Origin of the sequence: Streptomyces sp. WM6372 (assembly GCF_001279655.1) — a bacterium.
GTDB lineage: Bacteria > Actinomycetota > Actinomycetes > Streptomycetales > Streptomycetaceae > Streptomyces.
On record NZ_LGDB01000258.1, the window covers coordinates 1 to 20,347 of the forward strand.

Sequence of the window (20,347 nt, forward strand, 5' to 3'; positions counted from 1 at the left end):
CGCGACCACCGCGTCGAGAGCGGCGGCGAACACCGGGAACGCCGCGTGCAGTTCACGCCCCATGCCCAGCCGCTGCGCGCCCTGCCCCGTGAACAGGAAGGCCGACTTCCCTTCCCGTACCTGGCCCTGCACCACACCGGCGGACGTACCGCCCTCGGCGAGGGCCGTCAGACCGGCCAGGAGTTCCTCGCGGTTCGCGCCCAGTACCACGGCCCGCTCGCCCAGCCGGGCGCGCCGGGTCGCCAGCGCACGGCCGGTGACCGCGAGGTCCGCGTCCTCCAGCGTCTCCAGGTGCGCGACCAGCCGCGCCGCCTGAGCCCGTACGGCCTGCCCCGTACGGCCCGACACCACCCACGGGACCAGCCCGCCGAAGGACCCGGTGGCCTCCGTGGCCTCCGTGGCCTCCGTGGCGGCCTCGGCCGGAGCCGCCACCGGCGGCTCCTCCAGGATGAGGTGGGCGTTCGTACCGCTGATGCCGAAGGAGGAGATGCCCGCACGGCGCGGGCGCTCTCCCGCCGGCCACTCGACCGCGTCGGTCAGCAGCTCCACCGCGCCCGCGTCCCAGGCGACCTGGGGCGACGGCTCGTCGGCGAACAGGGTCCTCGGCAGGACGCCGTGCTCCATCGCCTGGAGCATCTTGATGACGCCCGCGACACCGGCGGCGGCCTGCGTGTGCCCGATGTTGGACTTGATCGAGCCGAGCAGCAGCGGCCGGCCGTCCTCCGGGCGCTCCTGGCCGTACGTGTCCAGCAGGGCCTGCGCCTCGATGGGGTCGCCCAGCGTGGTGCCGGTGCCGTGGCCCTCGACGACGTCGACGTCGGCGGCGGTCAAGCCGCCGTCCTGGAGGGCGCGGCGGATGACGCGCTGCTGCGAGGGGCCGTTGGGAGCGGTCAGGCCGTTGGACGCGCCGTCCGAGTTGACGGCGGAGCCGCGCAGCACGCCGAGGATCCGGTGGCCGTTGCGCTCGGCGTCGGACTGCCGCTCCAGGAGGACCAGGCCGACGCCCTCGCCCCAGCCCGTGCCGTCGGCGCCGCTGCCGAAGGACTTGCACCGGCCGTCGGCGGCCAGGCCGCCCTGCCGGCTCATGTCGATGAAGGTGTCCGGGGTGGACATGACGGTCACACCGCCCGCGAGCGCCAGCCCGCAGTCGCCGCGCCGCAGCGCCTGCGCCGCCCAGTGCATGGCGACGAGGGACGAGGAGCACGCCGTGTCCACGGTGACCGCGGGGCCTTCCAGGCCGAGCGCGTACGCGACCCGGCCCGAGACCACGCTGGCCAGGCTGCCGTTGCCGTGGTAGCCGGCGAGCTGCTCGGGCAGCGGGCCCAGGCGCAGGCCCCAGTCGTGGTACATCACGCCGGCGAAGACGCCGGTGTCGCTGCCGCGCAGGGCGTGCGGGTCGATGCCGGCCCGCTCGAACGTCTCCCAGGAGACTTCGAGGAGCAGCCGCTGCTGCGGGTCCATGGCCTGCGCCTCGCGCGGGCTGATCCCGAAGAACTCGGCGTCGAACTCGGCCGCGTCGTAGAGGAATCCGCCCTTGTCGCTGAGGCTCTTGCCGGGCTTGCCCGGCTCCGGGTCGTGGATGTCGGAGTCCCAGCCGCGGTCGGTCGGGAACGCGCCGACGGCGTCGACCCCGCCCTGGACCAGCTGCCACAGGTCGTCCGGCGTCGAGACGCCGCCCGGGTAGCGGCAGGCCATGCCGACGACCACGATCGGGTCGTCGTCGGCCGCCACGAGTGCGGTGGCGGGGGCCGTACGGCGGGTCTCCTTGCCCGGGTCGCCCAGCTTGTCCGCCAGGTGGTCGGCGAGCGCGCTCGGCGACGGGTAGTCGAAGATCAGCGTGGCCGCCAGCGGCAGGCTGATGGCCGAGCTGAGCCGGTTGCGCAGCTCGACGGCGGCGAGCGAGTCGAAGCCCATCTCGTTGAACGCGCGCGTCGGGTTGATCCGGTCGCCGCTCTCGTGGCCGAGGACGGCCGCGACCTGCGTACGGACGAGGTCCAGCAGGGCCTCGCCGCGCTCGGCGCGGGACAGGCCCGAGAGCCGGCGGGCCAGGGACTGCTCGACGGGGACGGCGCCGGTGCCCGCGCTGCGGCGGGCGGGGCGGACCAGCCCGCGCAGGACGGACGGGACCTCGGCGGCCCGCGCCTGAAGGGTGCGCAGGTTGAACCGGACGGGTACGACGGCGCCTTCGCCGCCGGTGGCGGTGAGCGCGCTGTCGAGCAGCGCGAGGTTCTCGGCGGGGGAGAGCACCTGGAGGCCGAGGCGCTCGATGCGCCGCAGGGCGGCCTCGTCGAGCTGCCCGCCCATGCCGCCGACGCCGGTCCACAGTCCCCAGGCGAGGGAGGTCGCGGGGAGTCCGGCGGCGCGGCGGGTCGTGGCCAGCGCGTCCAGGAAGCCGTTCGCGGCCGCGTAGTTGCCCTGGCCGGCTCCGTCGAGCAGGGTCGCGGTGGACGAGAACAGGACGAAGGCGGACAGGTCCAGATCCCGCGTCAGCTCGTGCAGGTTCCAGGCGCCGTCGGCCTTGGGCCGCAGGACGGTGTCCAGGCGTCCGGCGTCGAGCGAGCCGATCAGGCCGTCGTCGATCACACCGGCGGCGTGGACGACGGCGGTGAGCGGCCGGCCGGCGGGGATCGCGGCGAGCAGCGCGGCCACCGCGTCCCGGTCGGACGCGTCGCAGGCGGCGACGGTCACCTCGGCGCCGAGCCCGGTCAGCTCGTCGGCGGTCTCCCGTACGCCGGGGGCGTCCGCGCCCCGGCGGCCGGTCAGCAGCAGGTGGCGTACGCCGTGCTCGGTGACCAGGTGGCGGGCGACGGCGGCGCCGACCCCGCCGGTGCCGCCGGTGATCAGTACGGTGCCCTGCGGGCCCCACGGTGCGGGCCGCGGCTCGGCCGCGGGCAGCGTGGCCAGCCGGGACACGTACAGCTCGCCGCCCCGGACGGCCGCCTCGGGCTCGTCGAGGGACGCGGCGATCCGCAGCAGTTCGGCCGGCTCCAGCGAGCCGTCGGAGTCGAGCAGGACGAACCGGCCCGGGTTCTCGGCCTGCGCGGAGCGCACCAGGCCCCACACGGGCGCCTGGGCCAGGTCGACGTCCTCGCCCGGGGTGACGGAGACCGCCCCGCGGGTGAGGACGACCAGGCGGCCGGCGCCCGGCTCCTCGGCGTCCAGCCACCGCTGGAGCGCGGTCAGGACGTCCTCGGCGACGGCGCGCACCTGGGCGGGCACCTCGCCGCCGGCGCCCCGGAGGGCGTGGTGGGCGACGGCGGCCGGTGCGTCCCCGGACGGCGGCGCGGGCAGCGGCCGGGAGGTCCAGCGCAGGTGGAACAGTGCGTCGTGGGCCTGGGGGCGCAGTTGCTCGGCGGTGACCGGGCGGACCGTGAACGATTCGACGGAGGCGACGGGCAGGCCGTCGGCTCCCGCCAGGTCGAGCGCGACGGAGTCGGCGCCGGTCGCGGTGATCCGTACCCGCAGCGCGGAGGCGCCGGCCGCGGCCAGGGAGACCCCCGACCAGGCGAACGGCAGCCGCGGGCCGTCGGCGACGGGCTCGGGGGAGGCGAAGTCGGTGGCCTGGAGGACGGCGTCGAGCAGCGCCGGGTGCAGCCCGAACGCGGAGGCCTGGTCCGAGACGTGGGCCGGCAGCGCGACCTCGGCGTAGGCCACGCCGTCGGCGCCCTGCCAGACGGCCTTCAGGCCGTGGAACGCGGGGCCGTAGCCGTACCCCTGGGCGGCCATGTCCTCGTACAGGCGCGTGGTGTCGACGGCGCGGGCGCCGCGCGGCGGCCACACGGAGGCGTCGAAGGGCTCGGCGGCCGCGGCCGGGGCGGCGGTCAGCACGCCCGAGGCGTTGCGGGTCCACGGCGCGTCGGCGGGGGCGTCCTCGTCGCGGGAGTAGAAGGCGATCGGGCGGCGGCCGTCCTCGGCGGCGGCCTCGACCACGATCTGGAGGGCCACCGCGCCCGTGGCGGGCAGCAGCAGCGGAGCCTCCATGATCAGCTCGTCGACCCGCTCGCAGCCCGTCTCCTCGCCCGCGCGCAGCGCGAGTTCGACGAAGGCGGTGCCCGGGAGCAGCGTGCTGCCGGCGATGACGTGGTCGGCCAGCCAGGCGTGCGAGCGCGGCGAGACCCGGCCGGTCAGCACCGAGGCACCGGTGTCGGCGAGGGAGACGACCGCGCCCAGCAGCGGGTGGTCGGCGGCCACCTGGCCGAGCCCGGCGGCGTCGCCGCGCGAGAGCGGCGCGGCCAGCCAGAAGCGCTCGCGCTGGAAGGCGTACGTCGGCAGCTCGACGCGGCGCGCGCCGCTGCCCGCGTAGTACGCCTCCCAGTCCACGCGCGCACCGCGGGCGTGGGCGGTGGCCAGCGCGGCCGACAGCTGGCGCGGGTCGTCGTGGCCGCGGCGCAGCGCGGAGACGAACACCGGTGCGCCGCCGGGGAGTTCGAGGCCTTCGAGGCAGTCGCGGCCCAGGCCCGAAAGGACCGCGTCGGGGCCGATCTCCAGATACGTGGTGGCGCCGAGTTCGGCGAGCGACCGCACCCCGTCGGCGAAGCGGACGGCCTCGCGGACGTGGCGGACCCAGTACTCCGGCGAGCACAGCTCGGCGGCGGTCGCGGCGCGCCCGGTCAGCGTCGAGACCAGCGGGATGCGGGGGGCGGAGTAGTCCAGGATCTCGGCGATGCGGCGGAACTCGGCCAGCATCGGCTCCATGAGCGGCGAGTGGAAGGCGTGGCTCACCCGCAGCCGCTTGGTGCGGTGCCCGTCGGCCTCCAGCCGCGCGGCGACCTCGGCGACGGCCTCGGCGTCGCCCGATATGACCACGGACGCCGGGCCGTTGACCGCGGCGATGGCCACCCGGTCGGCGAGGGCTGTCAGCAGCGGGGCGACGGTCTCCTCGGAGGCCGTCACGGCCACCATGGCGCCGCCCTGCGGCAGTTCCTGCATCAGGCGGCCGCGCGCGGCCACCAGGGTCGCCGCGTCGTCCAGCGACAGCACGCCCGCGACGTGCGCGGCGGCCAGCTCGCCGATCGAGTGGCCCGCGACGTAGTCGGGGCGCACGCCCCAGGACTCCAGCAGCCGGAACAGGGCCACTTCGACGGCGAAGAGGGTCGCCTGCGCGTACACCGTCTCGTTCAGCAGGGCGCTGTCGGCGCTGTCCTCGGCGGCGAACAGGATCTCGTGCAGCGGCCGGTCCAGCTGGAGGTCGAGGTGACCGATCGCCTCGTCCAGGGCGGCGGCGAACACCGGCTGGGTGTCGTACAGCCCGAGGCCCATGGCGGCGCGCTGGCTGCCCTGGCCGGTGAAGAGGAAGGCGAGGCGGCCGGCGTCGGCGGTGCCCGGGAAGACGTACGGGGACTCCTGGCCCCCGGCCAGGGCCCGCAGCCCCGCCAGTACGGCGTCCCGGTCGTCGGCGGCCACCACGGCGCGGTGGGCGAGGCGGGCGCGGGTCGTGGCGAGGGAGTAGCCGAGGTCGGCCGCGGCCGGGGCGTCCTCCTGCTCGGCGTGGGCCAGCAGCCGGGCCGCCTGGGCGCGCAGCGCGGCCTCGCTCGCGGCGGAGACCGGCAGCAGCACGGGGCCGGCCTGCGGCGCGGCCCCGGGGGCGGCGGCCTCGGGGGCGGCGGCCTCGGAGGCCGGCGGCTCCTCGATGATGACGTGCGCGTTGGTGCCGCTGACGCCGAACGAGGAGACGCCGGCGCGGCGGGGCTCCTCGCCCTTCGGCCAGGCCCGGGACTCGGTCAGCAGGCGGACCTCGCCCGCCGACCAGTCGACGTTGGGGGTGGGCTCGTCCACGTGCAGGGTGCGGGGCAGCTCGTCGTGCCGCATCGCCATCAGCATCTTGATGACGCCGGCCGAGCCGGCCGCCGCCTGGGTGTGCCCGATGTTCGACTTGGCGGAGCCGAGCCACACCGGCCGGTCCTCGGGGCGGCCCTTGCCGTACGTGGCGATCAGGGCCTGCGCCTCGATCGGGTCGCCGAGGGTGGTGCCGGTGCCGTGCGCCTCGACGGCGTCGACCTGCCCGCCGGTCAGGCCGGCGTTGGCGAGGGCCTGGCGGATGACCTGCTGCTGGGCGCGGCCGCTGGGCGCGGTCAGACCGTTGGAGGCGCCGTCCTGGTTGAGGGCGGAGCCGCGGACGATGCCGACGACCGGGTGGCCGTTGCGCCGCGCGTCGGACAGCCGCTCCAGGACGAACACGCCGACGCCCTCGGCGAAGGCGGTGCCGTCGGCGGCGGCCGCGAAGGCCTTGACCGTGCCGTCGGGCGCGAGCCCCCGCTGACGGCTGAAGGCGGTGAAGGTGCCGGGGCTGCCCATGACGGCCACACCGCCGGCCAGCGCGAGCGTGCACTCGCCGCGCTGGAGCGACTGGACCGCCAGGTGCATGCCGACGAGGGAGCCGGAGCAGGCGGTGTCGACGGTGAGGGCCGGACCCGCGAGCCCGAGGACGTACGAGACGCGGCCGGAGATGACGCTGGGGGCGTTGCCGCTCAGCAGGTAGCCGTCGAGGCCGTCCGGGGCCTCGTGCAGCCGCATCGCGTACTCCTGCGGCTCGGCGGCGATGAACACGCCCGCCTCGGTGCCGCGCAGGGTCGCGGGGTCGATGCCGGCCCGCTCGACGGCCTCCCACACGGTCTCCAGCACCAGCCGCTGCTGAGGGTCCATCGCGAGGGCCTCGCGGGGGCTGATCCCGAAGAAGTCCGCGTCGAACTCGGCCGCGTCGGGCAGGAAGCCGCCGTGGCGCACGTACGTGGTCCCGGGCGTCGACGGGTCGTCGGAGAACAGCGCCTCCAGGTCCCAGCCGCGGTCGGCGGGGAACTCGTCGCGTACGTGCTCGCCGTTGCTGACCAGCCGCCACAGGTCCTCCGGGGAGGCGACCCCGCCGGGGTAGCGGCAGCCGATGCCGACGATGGCGATGGGCTCGTCGGAGACGGCCACCGCGCGCACCGGCGCCTCGGGGCGGTCGGCCAGGCCCAGGACCTCGGTGCGCAGGTGCGCGGCGAGTTCGGCCGGCGAGGGGTGGTCGAAGGCGACGGTCGGCGGCAGCGCCAGGCCGGTGGCCGCGTTCAGCCGCACCTGGAGCTCCAGCAGTGCGACGGAGTCCAGGCCCAGGTCCTTGAAGGAGCGGTCGGGGTCGACCGACACGGGCAGGCCGGCCCCCGCGAACGCGTCCGGGGCGTCGGCGTACTTCGCCCGCAGCACGGCGAGCGCGTGATCGCGTACGAGGTCGAGCAGGACGTGGGTCTGTTCGGTCGTCGGAAGCGCCTCGAGGTCACGCACGAGCGCGGACTCCGTCGCCGCGTCCGCCGCGGTGTGACCGGTCGGCACACCGTCGGTGCCGGAGACAAAGTTTCCGGGCTCAGTCATCTAGCACTCCACACACTCGTTGTCCGCAGCGGACGGAAGGACGTAAAGACGTGACGTAAAGACGTTCGTAAGGACGGACCTGGGGCTCCGGCGTGGCGGAGCGTCGACAAGTCGCCGTCCGCCCGGAGACGACGGGCGTCTCCGGGCGGACGGGCGGGGTCACTCGGCCGTGGCCACCGCGTGCTCGACGAGGCTCAGCGCCTGCACCGGGCAGGCCTCGATGGACTCCAGGATCTGGTCGCGCAGCGACTCGCCTGGCTCGTCGACGACGAGGACGGCCTGGCCGTCCTCGTTCTGGTCGAAGACGTCCGGACCCGAGAGCACACAGGCCCCGCAGGCGACGCAGACGTCCTTGTCGATGATGACTTGCAGCATCTTCGTCCTCTCCGTTACCAGGTGACCGGCAGCTCGTGCAGGCCGTCGATGAGGGCCTTCTCCTTGAAGGGGAGCTCCTCGACCGGCTTGGCCAGACGCAGGCCGGGGATGCGGCGCAGCAGCGTCGTGAAGACGACCTCCATCTGCATGCGGACCAGGACCTGGCCGGCGCAGCGGTGGTGGCCGTAGCCGAACGCGATGTTCTGCGCGGCCTCCTTGCGGTGGAAGTCGAGGGTGTTCGGGTCCGCGAACACCCTCGGGTCGTGGTTGGCCGCGGTCAGCGAGCAGATGACGCCCTCGCCCTTGCGGATCAGCTGGCCGCCGATCTCCGCGTCCTCCTTCGCGACGCGGACGGTGCCGTGGTCGGCGACGCTGGAGAAGCGCATCAGCTCGTCGACCGCCTGGCCGGCGAGCTCCGGCTTCTCGCGCAGGACCGCCGCCTGCTCGGGGTGGCTGAGCAGCACCAGGACGGCCATGGTCATGCCGTTCATGGTGCTCTCGTGGCCGCCCGCGATCATCGTGCGGACGAGGGCGCTGATGTCGGTGGGGCCGAGGTCGCCGCCGCGCTCCTGGTTGCGCAGGATCAGGCTGCTGATCAGGTCGTCGGCGGGCTTCTCCGTGCGCTCGGCGATCAGCCGGTGCAGCAGGATCTCGACCTCGGTGTTGGCGGCGGCGTGCTCCTCCGGGGTGCCCTGGGTCACCAGCGAGGTGATCCAGCGGTAGAAGAGGTCCGTCTGGTCGCGCGGCACGTCGAGCAGTTCGGTCATCGCGACGGACGGCAGCGGCATCGTCAGCGCGGAGATGATGTCGACCGGGCCGCCCTGGGCGAGCATCGCGTCGATGAGCTCGTCGACGATCTCCTGGGTGCGGGGCCGCATGGCCTCGACCTTCTTGGCGGTCATCTCCGGCATCAGCATCATGCGGTGCTGCGTGTGGACCGGCGGGTCCATGTGGAAGAGGGTGCGCTGGACGATGCCCTGCTCCAGCAGCTCCAGGGGGAAGCCGAACTGGAGCGGGTAGCCGGGGTCGGCGATGTCCGACTCGAAACGGGGGTCGCGCAGCATCTGCTGCATGTCCTCGTACCGGGTCAGCAGCCAGGCCTCGCGACCGTTGAACGTCAGCTTCACGCGGGAGACGGGCTCCGTCTCGCGCAGCACGGCGTAGTCCGGAGCCGGCTGCATCGGACAGCCGGTGCGCGGCAGCGGAAACGCGCGGACCGTCGTCTCCGACCGCGCAGTGGTGAGTTCCGTCATGGGTCCCTCTCTCATCCGCTCCGCACCTGGTGTGCGGTCACGGCCTGGATCGATCGCGTGGGTCGTGGTCGGGGCTCGGGCTCGGGCTCAGCGGGTGGCAGCGGGAGGGCGCACGCACAGGTGCGTCACCGTTCGCGGAAAACGCCTGCGCATTCCTCCCCCGGACTCCGTGCGGGGGGACCCCCAACCGGAGTTCACCCCATTCAGGCTGCTGTTCTTCACCCCTGCTGAAAACCCCTAAGCCGCGCCGCCCCTGATGGGAATGGCGGGGACCCGGCGAAATTAGGGGTGGTGAAGGGTGGTCACAGGGGGCGGCGGCAATGGCGGCCGGTGCCCGCGCCCCGTTTCGATGGGGTGAGGCCTCGGGATACCGCCCGGTCTCGGGATAACGCCCGGTCGCCGGGAAGGGAAGTCGAGGAGTCATGACGGAAACGCTGCAGGGCACCAGCGCATGGATCCGGCGGTTCCAGCCCTCGCCGGACGCCCCCCACCGCCTCGTCTGCTTCCCGCACGCGGGCGGAGCCGCCACGTTCTGGTTCCCGATGGCACAGGCGCTCGCCCCGCAGGTGGACGTGCTCGCGGTGCAGTACCCCGGGCGCCAGGACCGGCGCGGCGAGCCCTGCATCGAGGACATCGAGACCCTCGCCGCGCACGCCGCGGAGGAGGTCCTGGCCTGGTCGGACCGGCCCGTGACCCTGTTCGGGCACAGCATGGGGGCCATGGTCGCCTTCGAGACCGCCCGCCGCCTGGAGGAGCGGGGCCGGCCGCCGGCCGGCCTCGTCGTCTCCGGCATGCGCGCCCCGTCCCGGGCCCGCGGGGGGTCGAGTCAGGCCGAGACCGCCGAGGAACTCGTCGCCGGCATCCTGCGCCTGCGGGGCACCGACGCGGCCGTCCTGGACGACCCGGAGCTCGTCCGCATGATCCTTCCCACCATCCGCAGCGACTACAAGGCCGCCGAGAGCTACCGCTGGCGCCCCGGCCCGCCGCTCGGTACGCCGATCGCCGTACTGACCGGGACCGAGGACCCGCACGTGAGCACGGACGAGGCGGCGGCCTGGCGCGAACACACCGCCGGGCCGTTCAGCCTCACCGTCTTCACCGGGGGCCACTTCTTCCTGAACGAACACGCCGAGGCCGTCCGGAAGGTCGTTACCGACCACATTGCCCGGTCGTTCCAAGCGAACTCAGTCTGAATTCAAGCGACATCTGAAAAGAAGGATGTCCTGTCTCCCTCGGGTCTTTTCCAGCCGGTTCACGGGGGGACGACCCGAGCCACAACTCAAGGCAGGAGTGGGGCGTTGGCCAGCCTCTCGTATTCGATACGCGAAGAATCCGCAGCAGCCGGAACAGCCGGAATTGCTCCCGGACACGGACCGTCCCAAAAGGAAACCGTCCACGGGCTGCTGGACGCCGCCGCCGCGGCGGCGCCGGACGCCCCCGCCATCCGCGACGCCGCGGGTGCCTGGACGTACCGCGAGCTCGACGAGTACGGCCAGGCCTTCGCGGCCTGGCTGCGCAGCCGCGGCATCGGCGTCGGCGACCCGATCGTGCTCCAGCTGCCGACCAGCCGCGAGCTGGCCGCCATGTTCTACGGAGCATCCCGGGCCGGTGCGGTGTTCGTACCGCTCAACCCCACCATGAAGCCGTACCACCTGCGCCAGGTCAGCGAGAACGCCGGGCCCAAGCTGGCCATCGGCGACGCCGCGACCGGTGCGGGCCTCCAGGAGGCCGTCGGCGCGGTGCACCAGCTCGCCGACGTGTGGGCCGAGGTCGAGGAACTGCGCGCCCAAGGTGCCCGCACCACCTCCGAGGTACGCCCCGACGACGTGGCGACCCTCATCTACACCTCCGGCAGCACCGCCGCCCCCAAGGGCGTCGTCTGCCCGCACGCCCAGGTGGCGTTCGCCTCCCGGGCCCTGGTGGAGGCACTCGGGTACCGGTCGGACGACATCGTCTTCTGCCGTTTCCCGATGTCCTGGGACTACGGCCTCTACAAGGTCGTCATGACCTGCATCGCCCGCTGCGAGATCGTCCTCGCCGACCAGGACTCCGACCTCACGCTGGTGCGCCGCATGCGCGAGACCGGCGCGACCGTGGTCCCCATCGTCCCCTCCTTCGCCACCATGATCGTCAGCCTGGCGAAGCGGGACACCGAGCCGCAGGCCCCGGTCCGGATGTTCACCAACACCGGCGCCGCCCTGCCGCCCGCCACCATCGACGCGCTGCGCGAGCACTTCCCCGGAGCCCGCGTGGTGCGCCAGTACGGCCAGACCGAGGCCAAGCGCATCACCGTCATGCCGCCCGAGGAGGACCGCGAGCGCCCCGGCGCCGTCGGCCTGCCGCTCCCCGGAACCCGCGTGCTGATCGTCGACGCGGACGGCAACGAGCTGCCCGCCGGCGAGGTCGGCGAGATCGTCGCCGTCGGACCGCACGTCATGCCGGGCTACTGGAACAGTCCCGAGATCACCGCCGACACCTTCCGCACCGACCCCGCCAGCGGGCAGCGCAGCCTGCACACCGGGGACTACGGCAGCCTCGACGCCGACGGCTACCTCTACTTCGAGGGCCGCCGCGACGACATGTTCAAGCGCAAGGGCCTGCGGATGAGCACCCTCGAGATCGAGGGCGCCGCCATGGACATCCCCGGAGTGCGCGCCGCCGCGGCCCTGGCGCCCGGTGAGAAGCACGACCTCGCCCTCTTCGTCGAGGCCGACCTGACCCCCGCCGAGGTGCTCAAGGGCGTGGCCCAGCGCCTGGAGCCCGCCAAGGTCCCGGCGATCGTCCGCGTGCTGAGCGAGTTCCCGCTCACCCAGCACGGCAAGAACGCCCGCAAAGAGCTGGCCCTGCTGCTCGAAGGAAGTGGAAAGTGAGTTTCCCGTCCATGGAGCCGACCGAGCTCGCCCGCCAGTACGGCACGCCCCTCTACGTCTACGACCTCGACCGCGCCCGCACCGCCCGCCGGGACCTCTTCGGCTGGCTGCCCGAGGGCTTCGAGGTGTTCTACGCCTTCAAGGCCAACCCGCACGTCGACCTCGTACGGGCCCTGCGCGACGGCGAAGGCCCCGCCTGCAAGGCCGAGATCAGCTCCACCGGTGAGCTCGCCGCCGCCCTCGAAGCCGGCTACCCGGGCTCCGACATCCTCTACACCGGACCCGGCAAGACCCCCGAGGAGCTGTACGAGGCCATCGCGGCCGGCGTGCGCACCTTCTCCGCCGAGTCCCTGACCGACCTGGAGCACATCGGCGGCGCCGCCCTCGAACACGACACCGTCGCCGACTGCCTGCTGCGCATCAACAGCGCCTCCGCCAGCGCCACCACCAGCATCCGGATGACCGGCGCCCCCACCCAGTTCGGCATCGACAGCGAGACCGTCGCGGACCTCGCCGAGGAACTGCGCTCGGTGCCCGGCACCCGGATCGCCGGACTCCACCTCTTCTCCCAGAGCAACGCCGCCGACGAGGAAGCCCTCATCGGCGAACTCACCCACACCATCCGCGTGGCCGCCGCGATCCAGGACGACCTGGGCGTCCCGCTGCGCCTGCTCGACATCGGCGGCGGCTTCTCCGTCCCGTACGCGCAGCACGGCGAGCGGGCCCGCTACCCCAAGCTCCGCACCGAGCTGGAGGCCTCGCTCGACCTGCACTTCCCGCAGTGGCGCGAGGGCGCGCCGCGCCTCGCCGTCGAGTCCGGCCGCTACCTGTCCGGCGACAGCGGGACCCTGGTGGCCCGCGTCAGCAACGTCAAGATCAGCCGCGGCAAGAAGTTCGTCATCCTCGACGCCGGCATCAACACCTTCGGCGGGATGTCCGGCCTCGGCCGGCTGCTGCCGGTGTCCGTGCAGGTCGAGGCGGGCGAGGAGACCGAGAAGGCGAGCCTCGTCGGCCCGCTGTGCACCCCCGGCGACGTCCTGGGCCGCGGCATCGACCTGCCCCCGCTGGACGAGGGCGACCTCGTACGCATCCCCAACGCGGGCGCCTACGGGCCCACGTCGAGCCTCCTGATGTTCCTCGGGCGCCCGGCGCCGACCGAGGTCGCCGTCTCCGGCGGCAAGGTCGTCTCCGTCTCCCGCATCGAACACGTACGCACCTACCGGAGTGTGGAGGGCGATGATGCATGACCTGTCCGCCAGAGGCGCGGAGTCGCTCGTCGAGCGGTCGAAGGGGACCGTGATCGTCACCACCCTGGCCTCCGACTCCCACACGTGGAACCTCGTCTTCCTCCAGCTGCTCATCGAGGAGTGCGGGTACGACGTGGTCAACCTCGGCCCGTGCGTCCCCGACGAGCTGCTCGTCTCCGAATGCCGGGACCGCAACCCCGAGATGATCGTGATCAGCAGCGTCAACGGCCACGGCTACCAGGACGGGATGCGGGTCATCGGACAGCTCCGGGACTCCGCCCCGCTGGCCGCCACCCCCATCGTCATCGGCGGCAAGCTCGGCACCGACGGCGGCGAGGGCGCCAGCCGCACCCACGAGCTGATGGCCGCCGGCTTCGACGCCGTGTTCGAGGACGGCCAGGACCCGATCGCCGCGTTCCACGCCTTCCTCGCCACCCTGCCCTCGGAGCCCCGGCGGCCGGCCGTGGAGGCCGCGGACCACGCCCGGGTCTCCGCATGAGCGAACCCGCAGCTATCCGCGAAGGGCGGCCCGCCGGCCCGGCCCCCGTCGACTTCGGGGAGTTCGTCCGCAGGGAGGGCGGCAACGGCCGCCTGGTCGTCCAGCCCCGCATGGGATTCGGGGACCCCGGCCGGATGCGCGCCGGGCTCGTCGCCACCAAGGCCGCCGGCGCCGCCACCGTCGGCACCCTCACCCTCGACAGCTACACCCGCGTCGGGAACCTGGAGGCCGTCGAGACCGCCCTGCGCGACGGCATCGACCTCAACGGCTACCCGGTCGTCAGCCACCCGCCGGAAACCACCACCGCCGTGCTGGACGGCGTACGCGACGCGGGATTCCCCGTCCAGGTCCGGCACGGCTCCGCCACGCCCATCGACATCTTCCGGGCGATGATGCGGCTGAACCTCAACGCCACCGAGGGCGGGCCGGTCTCGTACTGCCTGCCCTACGGGCGCACCCCGCTCGCCGACGCCATCCGCAACTGGGAGGACTGCTGCGACCTGTACGTACGCATGCAGGACGTCGGCATCGAACCCCACCTGGAGACCTTCGGCGGCTGCATGATGGGCCAGCTCTGCCCGCCCAGCCAGCTCGTCGCCATCAGCTTCCTCGAAGCGATGTTCTTCGCCCAGCACGGCCTGCGCTCGATCTCCATGAGCTACGCCCAGCAGACCGACCCCGTCCAGGACCGCGAGGCCGTCACCGCACTGCGCCGGCTCAGCGCCGAACTGCTGCCCGTCGCCAACTGGCACGTCGTCATCTACGCCTACATGGGCGTCTACCCCGAGACGGACCACGGCGCCTACGGGCTGCTCGCCAGCGCCGCCGAACTCGCCGTCACCACCGGCGCGGAACGGCTCATCGTCAAGACGGCCGCCGAGGCCCGCCGCATCCCGACCATCGCGGAGAACGTCCAGGCCCTCGAGTACGCCAGCAACACCGCGCTGCGCACCGGCCGCGGACGCGACGACACCTTCACCGACTCCCCGACCTACCAGGAGGCGCGGGCCCTGGTCGAGGCCGTCCTGAACCTCGACGACGACCTGGGGCGGGCCCTGCTCAAGGCGTTCCGCCACGGCTACCTCGACGTCCCGTACTGCGTGCACCCCGACAACGCGGGCCGGGCGCGCAGCTACATCGACTCCGGCGGCCGGCTGTGCTGGGCCGACACCGGCAAGCTGCCGATCGCCGGGATCGCGGAGCGCGGGCCCTCGCGGAAGATCGGCTCGGCCGACCTGATGAACGACCTCTTCCATGTCCGGTGCAAGTTCGACGCAGGCCCCCGCGAGCTCGACCCCGTCACCACGGAGCTGATCCGCGGCCAGGCGGCGATCGGGTCACGGACGAAGGAGTACACCGCATGACCACACAGACCGTCCCCGTTCCCGTGGAGACCGGCGCCTGGGTGCGCCGCTTCCACCCCGACGGCCAGGACGCCGCGCACCGGCTGATCTGCTTCCCGCACGCGGGCGGCTCGGCGTCCTTCTATTTCCCGGTCTCCCGGGCGCTGACCCCGGGCGCGGACGTCCTGGCGATCCAGTACCCGGGCCGCCAGGACCGCCGCCACGAGCCCTGCCTCGACTCGATCGGGGAGCTCGCGGACGCCCTCGCCGCGGAGGTGCGCCCCTGGTGCGACCGGCCCGTCACCTTCTTCGGGCACAGCATGGGCGCCACCCTCGCGTACGAGGTCGCCCGGCGCCTGGAGGCCGAGGGCACCGTACTGCACGGACTGTTCGCCTCCGGCCGCCGCGCCCCGTCCACCGTGCGCGACGAGCGCGTGCACCTGCGCGACGACGAGGGGCTGCTCGCGGACATCACCCGGCTGGCCGGCACCGACACCGCGGTGCTCGGGGACCCGGAGATCGTCCGCATGATCCTTCCGGCGATCCGCGCCGACTACCGGGCCGCCGAGACCTACCGGTACCAGTCCGGGCCGCCGCTGAGCTGCCCGCTCTTCGTCCTGACCGGCGACAGCGACCCGCACGTGACGCCCGAGGAGGCGCGCGCCTGGGAGCGGCACACCACCGGCCCGTACGCGCTGCGCACGTACCCCGGCGGCCACTTCTACCTCAACTCCCAGGCGGGCGCCGTCCTGGGGGAGATCTCCGCGCACCTGGGCTGACCGGCCCCCGGGCCGGCCACCGGGCCGGGCCCCCGGGCCGGCCACCGGCTCCCGCCGAATCCGGCGGGAGCCTTTCCCGTATTCCCGTATTCCGGTCCCATTCCGGCCGGGGTGCGGGAAAACGGCCTGGTGACGCATACCATGTCACCGATGCGTGCGTGATACGCATGGCATCTCCGGATCTCTCGAAGAGGACGAATGAAGGCGGGACGCTCCATGACCAGCAACGAGGGCAGCGGCCTGCCGGGCAGCATCGACGTGCTGTGGGAGCTGCGCAGCCGGGAACAGCGCGGAGCACGCGCGGGCCTGAGCGCGGCACGCATCGTCACGGCGGCGATCGAGTACGCGGACCAGTTCGGTCTGGGTTCCCTGTCGATGGCCCGGGTGGCCGAGCGGCTCGACTTCGCGACGATGTCCCTGTACCGGCACGTGTCGAGCAAGGACGAACTCCATTCGCTCATGGTCGACATGGCGTACGGCAAGCCGCCGCTGCTCGAAGGCAGCGACAAGGACTGGCGCGGCGGCCTGGAGCTGTGGGCCCGCGCGTTCCTGGAGATCTTCCGGCGCCACCCGTGGATGCTGCAGGTCCCGGTCAGCGGACCGCCGCTGGAGCCGGGCCAGATGAGCTGGCTCGAATGCGGGCTGCGCACGCTCGGCCGCACGGGGCTCTCGCCGAACGAGAAGCTCTCGGTGATGCTGCTGATGGTCGGCTACGTACGCAACAACGCGCAGGTGTCCATGCCGCTGACCAGCCAGGACCAGAGCGAGGAAGAGCTCATGGCCAACTACGGGCGGGCCATGGACAAGTTCGTCGACGCGGAGACCTTCCCCGCGGTCCGCGAACTGATCGAGGCCGGCACCTTCCAGGAGACGGACGACGACTTCTCGTTCGGCCTGGAACGGGTCCTCGACGGCATCGAGGTCCTGATCCGCAAAAACGCCGGCAACAACCCCCTGGCCTGACCCCGCGTCTGCCGACGCCGGCGGAGGGCATCGCGTACCCCCCGTAGCGGGCACCACAACCGTCACCGGGCGTTCCGCACGGCGATCGAGGCCGTGGTGCCAGCCGCGGTTGCTTTCGAGACACGTCTACGAGCGATGCTTCCCCGGCCGGGTCAGCGAACCCCTTCGTCCATCAGGACGTAGAGGAGGCCGGCCAGGGAGCCGCTGCTGACGATCTCGCGGCGGTCGATCATGCCCCCAGGCCCATGGGGCAGTTCCCACTGCATCGCTGCTGCCCCCTCGATCGGCCTCCGGCATTGCAGAGCCCGCCTCTCCGTTCAGAGCGCCAGCGGGAAAAGACGTCCGCCCCGACCACCGGGAGGTGGTCGGGGCGGACGTCTTTCGGGCTCTTCGGGGGCCTATCGGCGATCAGTGATAGGCGACCGAAGAGTGCGGTGCGGCGGCGGGGGTGGAAGCCGCACCCGCGGTGGTCGGGATGTGCTGGGGCTCCTGCGACTGCGCGGCCTCGAGCGAGCCGGGCAGCGCCGCCTCGATCGGGGTCTTGCGGAGCAGGAGGGCGGCGATCAGGGCGGTGAGGAGCATCAGGCCCGCACCGACGAGGGACGCGACCTGGAGGCCGTGCGTGAAGGCCTCCCGGCTCGCCTCGACGACCTGGGCGCCGATCTGCTGCGACTGGTGGGCGGCCACGTCGGCCGCACCGCCGATGGTGCTGCGCAGCGAGTCGAGCGCCGAGCCGGTGACGCCCTCGGGGCTGACCTTGGCCATGTCGTCGCGGTAGACGGCGGAGCCGATGGAGCCGAGCGAGGCGAAGCCGAAGGCGATGCCGAACTCGGTGAAGGTCTCGGAGGTCGCCACCGAGGAACCGGCCTGCTCCGGCGGGGCCGAGGTGACCACGATCTCCGCGGCCAGTGTCTTCGACGCCACCATGCCGCCGGCCAGCAGGCCGACGCCGACGAGGACGACCGCGATGTTGGAGTCGACCTCGACCATGGTCAGGACGCCGAAGCCGGCGGCCATGATGACCAGGGCGGAGCCGATGAGCACGGCCGGGCGGACCTTGCGGCCGAGCGAGGCCGACAGGGCGACCGCGACACCGATGGCGGGCATCGGAGCCAGCGACCACAGCGAGGCCTTGAGCGGGGAGTAGCCGAGTACGAGCTGGAGGTACTGGTTGGTCAGGACGCTGCTGCCCATGAGGGCGAACGCCACCATCAGGTTGACGATGACCGCGCCGCTGAAGCCGCCGCTGCGGAACAGCGAGATGTTGATCATCGGGTTGGCCGTGGTCTTCTGGCGGATCACGAAGGCGACGACCAGGAGGGCGCCGACCGCGGCCCAGACGGCCGCGCTCTGGCTGTAGCCCTCGATGACGAGCTCCTTGAACCCGTAGATCAGCGCCATGACGCCGGCCAGGGAGAGCACGGTGCTCAGCAGGTCGAGCTTGCCGCGGTTCGGGTCGCGGTACTCGGGCAGCAGGAACGGGGCCGAGAGCAGGACCAGGACCATCACCGGGGTGTTGATCAGGAAGACCGAGCCCCACCAGAAGTTGTCCAGCAGGAGGCCGCCGACGATGGGGCCGATGGCGGCACCCGAGGTGAGCGTGCCACCCCAGGCCGCGATGGCCGTCTTGCGCTCCTTGGAGTCGTGGAACATGTTGCGGATCAGCGCCAGCGACGTCGGCGTCAGGGTCGACGCGGCGAGGCCGAGCAGTGCCCGCGAGGCGATGAGCATCTCAGGGCTGGTGGAGAAAGCGGCGAGGGCCGAGGCCACGCCGAACAGGGCGGCACCGATCAGCAGCAGCTTGCGGCGGCCGATGCGGTCGCCCAGCCAGCCGACGGTGACCAGGGTGCCGGCCAGGACGAAGCTGTAGATGTCCATGATCCACAGCAGCTGCGAGGCCGTGGGCGAGATGTCCTCGCTCAGCGGCGCGATCGCGAATCCCAGCACGGATACATCGACAGAGACCAGCAGGGTGACCAGGACGATCACTCCTAGGCCGATCCACTCCTTCGTTCCTGCCTTGGGCTTCAGTTCCGTCATGGCAATCGTCCATATCCTCTCGGCGTACGCAGCACGCAGAGCGTATCAGGTACGCACACGCGTGTCACGTACTCGTTGGGGGGTGGAGGGGTCGGTGGGGGGTTGCGCCGCGAACGGTGGGGGCGGGAACGGGTCCTGCGTGGAGCGGCGGAAGACAGCATGAGCGCCGTGGGGTGTGGTACCCCAGGCGCTCGTTGGAATAGATATGAGTGAGATCCTGCACGGAAAGCGGATCGCCGGTACGGGCTGCTAACGCCGGGTCTTTGTAGCGCATTTCTGTATCCCTGAAAGCAAGCGTATTTCCGGGTGGGCGATTCGCCTGACTGTCGTCAGAGTTTCCGTACTGAACGCTAACGGAGCGATTTGCCCCGGAGCCACCCCTATCCACCCCTAACCCGACCCCTGGTATGCCGTTGCCCGCGCCAAGGGGTCAAGTCGGCGGCGGGGCGCCCGGGTGGGCCGGTCCCCGAGGGGGAGGGGTGGGACGGCTGTGATCCTAGGGGGCCCGCGGCCGTGCTCAGGGGTGGGCGGAGAGCCCTTCACCGAAGTAATTTTCGAGAGATCTCAGTCCGTCGCGAGTTCGTGAAACGTACGTGCCGACTCGGCGCAGTGTCGGAATTCCTGCCCCCGAGTGCACGGAAAACTCATCTCGCCCCGGCGTCGTCGAATGGCATAGGAGGGTGTGCTCGGTGAGCAACGAGGAGAAGCTTCTCGGGTATCTACGCCGGGCGACCACCGATTTGCGTGAAGCCCGCAAACGGCTCGCCGCGGCGGAGCGCAGGTCATCGGGCGAGCCGATCGCGGTCGTGGGAATGGCCTGCCGGTACCCCGGCGGCGTCACCTCCCCCGACGACCTGTGGCGGCTCGTGGCCGAGGGCCGCGACGGCGTCTCCGCGTTCCCCGAGGACCGCGGCTGGAACACCGACGCCCTGTACGACCCCGAGCCGGGCAAGCCCGGGCGGACCATCACCCGCGAGGGCGGCTTCCTCTACGACGCCGGCGACTTCGACGCGGGCCTCTTCGGGATCTCCCCGCGCGAGGCCCTGGCGCTCGACCCCCAGCAGCGGCTGCTGCTGGAGACGTCGTGGGAGGCCATCGAGAACGCGGGCATCGCCCCGCACACCCTCCGCGGTACGAAGACCGGTGTTTTCGGCGGCGTCATGTACCACGACTACGCGCTGGGCACGGAAGCCGCGGCGACCACCGGCGGCAGCCTGGTCACCGGCCGCGTCGCGTTCAGCCTGGGCCTGGAGGGCCCGGCCGTCACCATCGACACGGCCTGCTCCTCCTCCCTCGTCGCCCTGCACCTCGCCGCGCAGTCCCTCAACTCCGGCGAGTCCACGCTCGCCCTGGCCGGCGGCGTCACCGTGATGACCGAGCCGGACATGTTCCTCTACTTCAGCCACCAGCGCGGCATGGCCGCCGACGGCCGCTGCAAGCCCTTCGCCTCGAACGCGGACGGCACCGGCTGCTCGGAGGGCGTCGGCGTCATCGTCCTGGAGCGCCTCTCCGACGCCCGCCGCAACGGACACCCCGTCCTCGCCGTCATCCGCGGCAGCGCCGTCAACCAGGACGGCGCCTCCAGCAGCATGACCGCCCCCAACGGCCCCTCCCAGCAACGCGTCATCCGCAGC

11 protein-coding genes and 2 pseudogenes are annotated in these 20,347 nt (G+C 72.7%); 8 read left to right on the forward strand and 5 right to left on the reverse strand.

Annotated features, from left to right (window positions below; genetic code table 11):
• The 3 genes and pseudogenes from ADK52_RS39050 to ADK52_RS39060 form a co-directional block, all read right to left on the reverse strand.
• Positions 1-7,272: pseudogene (locus ADK52_RS39050) on the reverse strand (SDR family NAD(P)-dependent oxidoreductase); the annotation flags it as partial.
• A gap of 231 nt (positions 7,273-7,503) precedes the next feature.
• Positions 7,504-7,719, reverse strand: coding sequence for a ferredoxin (locus tag ADK52_RS39055; RefSeq protein ID WP_229345929.1), 216 nt, complete (start codon positions 7,717-7,719; stop codon positions 7,504-7,506).
• Between the two features lie 14 nt (positions 7,720-7,733).
• The gene (locus ADK52_RS39060; protein WP_053694612.1) at positions 7,734-8,972 is read right to left on the reverse strand and encodes a cytochrome P450; all 1,239 of its coding nucleotides are present in this window, start codon (positions 8,970-8,972) and stop codon (positions 7,734-7,736) included.
• 422 nt (positions 8,973-9,394) lie between these two features.
• Between ADK52_RS39060 and ADK52_RS39065 the strand changes: the two genes are divergently transcribed.
• The 7 genes from ADK52_RS39065 to ADK52_RS39095 all read left to right on the forward strand — a co-directional run bounded on the left by ADK52_RS39065 (position 9,395) and on the right by ADK52_RS39095 (position 16,673).
• Entirely contained in the window at positions 9,395-10,165 is a 771-nt protein-coding gene (locus ADK52_RS39065; protein ID WP_053694613.1) for a thioesterase II family protein, read from the forward strand.
• A gap of 162 nt (positions 10,166-10,327) precedes the next feature.
• Positions 10,328-11,842 (forward strand): AMP-binding protein, encoded by a 1,515-nt coding sequence (locus ADK52_RS39070; protein WP_053694620.1) that lies wholly within the window; start codon positions 10,328-10,330, stop codon positions 11,840-11,842.
• An 11-nt stretch (positions 11,843-11,853) separates the two neighbouring features.
• Positions 11,854-13,089 carry a decarboxylase gene (locus ADK52_RS39075; protein ID WP_053694614.1) on the forward strand — a complete coding sequence of 412 codons (1,236 nt, stop codon included), beginning with the start codon at positions 11,854-11,856 and terminating at the stop codon, positions 13,087-13,089.
• Positions 13,079-13,588: a cobalamin B12-binding domain-containing protein gene (locus tag ADK52_RS39080; protein ID WP_053694615.1), complete on the forward strand. Its 510-nt coding sequence runs from the start codon at positions 13,079-13,081 to the stop codon at positions 13,586-13,588. The genes ADK52_RS39075 and ADK52_RS39080 overlap by 11 nt, the downstream gene beginning before the upstream one ends.
• Entirely contained in the window at positions 13,585-14,952 is a 1,368-nt protein-coding gene (locus ADK52_RS39085; protein WP_053694616.1) for a methylaspartate mutase, read from the forward strand. The genes ADK52_RS39080 and ADK52_RS39085 overlap by 4 nt, the downstream gene beginning before the upstream one ends.
• Positions 14,949-15,710, forward strand: coding sequence for a thioesterase II family protein (locus tag ADK52_RS39090; RefSeq protein WP_053694617.1), 762 nt, complete (start codon positions 14,949-14,951; stop codon positions 15,708-15,710). The genes ADK52_RS39085 and ADK52_RS39090 overlap by 4 nt, the downstream gene beginning before the upstream one ends.
• Positions 15,711-15,926: 216 nt before the next feature.
• Positions 15,927-16,673, forward strand: a complete 747-nt coding sequence (locus ADK52_RS39095) for a TetR/AcrR family transcriptional regulator (RefSeq protein ID WP_078988956.1) — start codon at positions 15,927-15,929, stop codon at positions 16,671-16,673.
• Between the two features lie 152 nt (positions 16,674-16,825).
• On the opposite strand, the pseudogene ADK52_RS42035 reads toward ADK52_RS39095, so the two are convergent.
• Positions 16,826-16,909, reverse strand: a pseudogene (locus ADK52_RS42035) (NUDIX hydrolase); the annotation flags it as partial.
• Between the two features lie 172 nt (positions 16,910-17,081).
• Positions 17,082-18,713, reverse strand: a complete 1,632-nt coding sequence (locus ADK52_RS39100; protein WP_053694618.1) for an MFS transporter — start codon at positions 18,711-18,713, stop codon at positions 17,082-17,084.
• A gap of 689 nt (positions 18,714-19,402) precedes the next feature.
• Here ADK52_RS39100 and ADK52_RS39105 point away from each other — a divergent pair.
• A partial coding sequence (locus tag ADK52_RS39105; protein ID WP_199828621.1) for a beta-ketoacyl synthase N-terminal-like domain-containing protein occupies positions 19,403-20,347 on the forward strand: 945 nt, incomplete at its 3' end.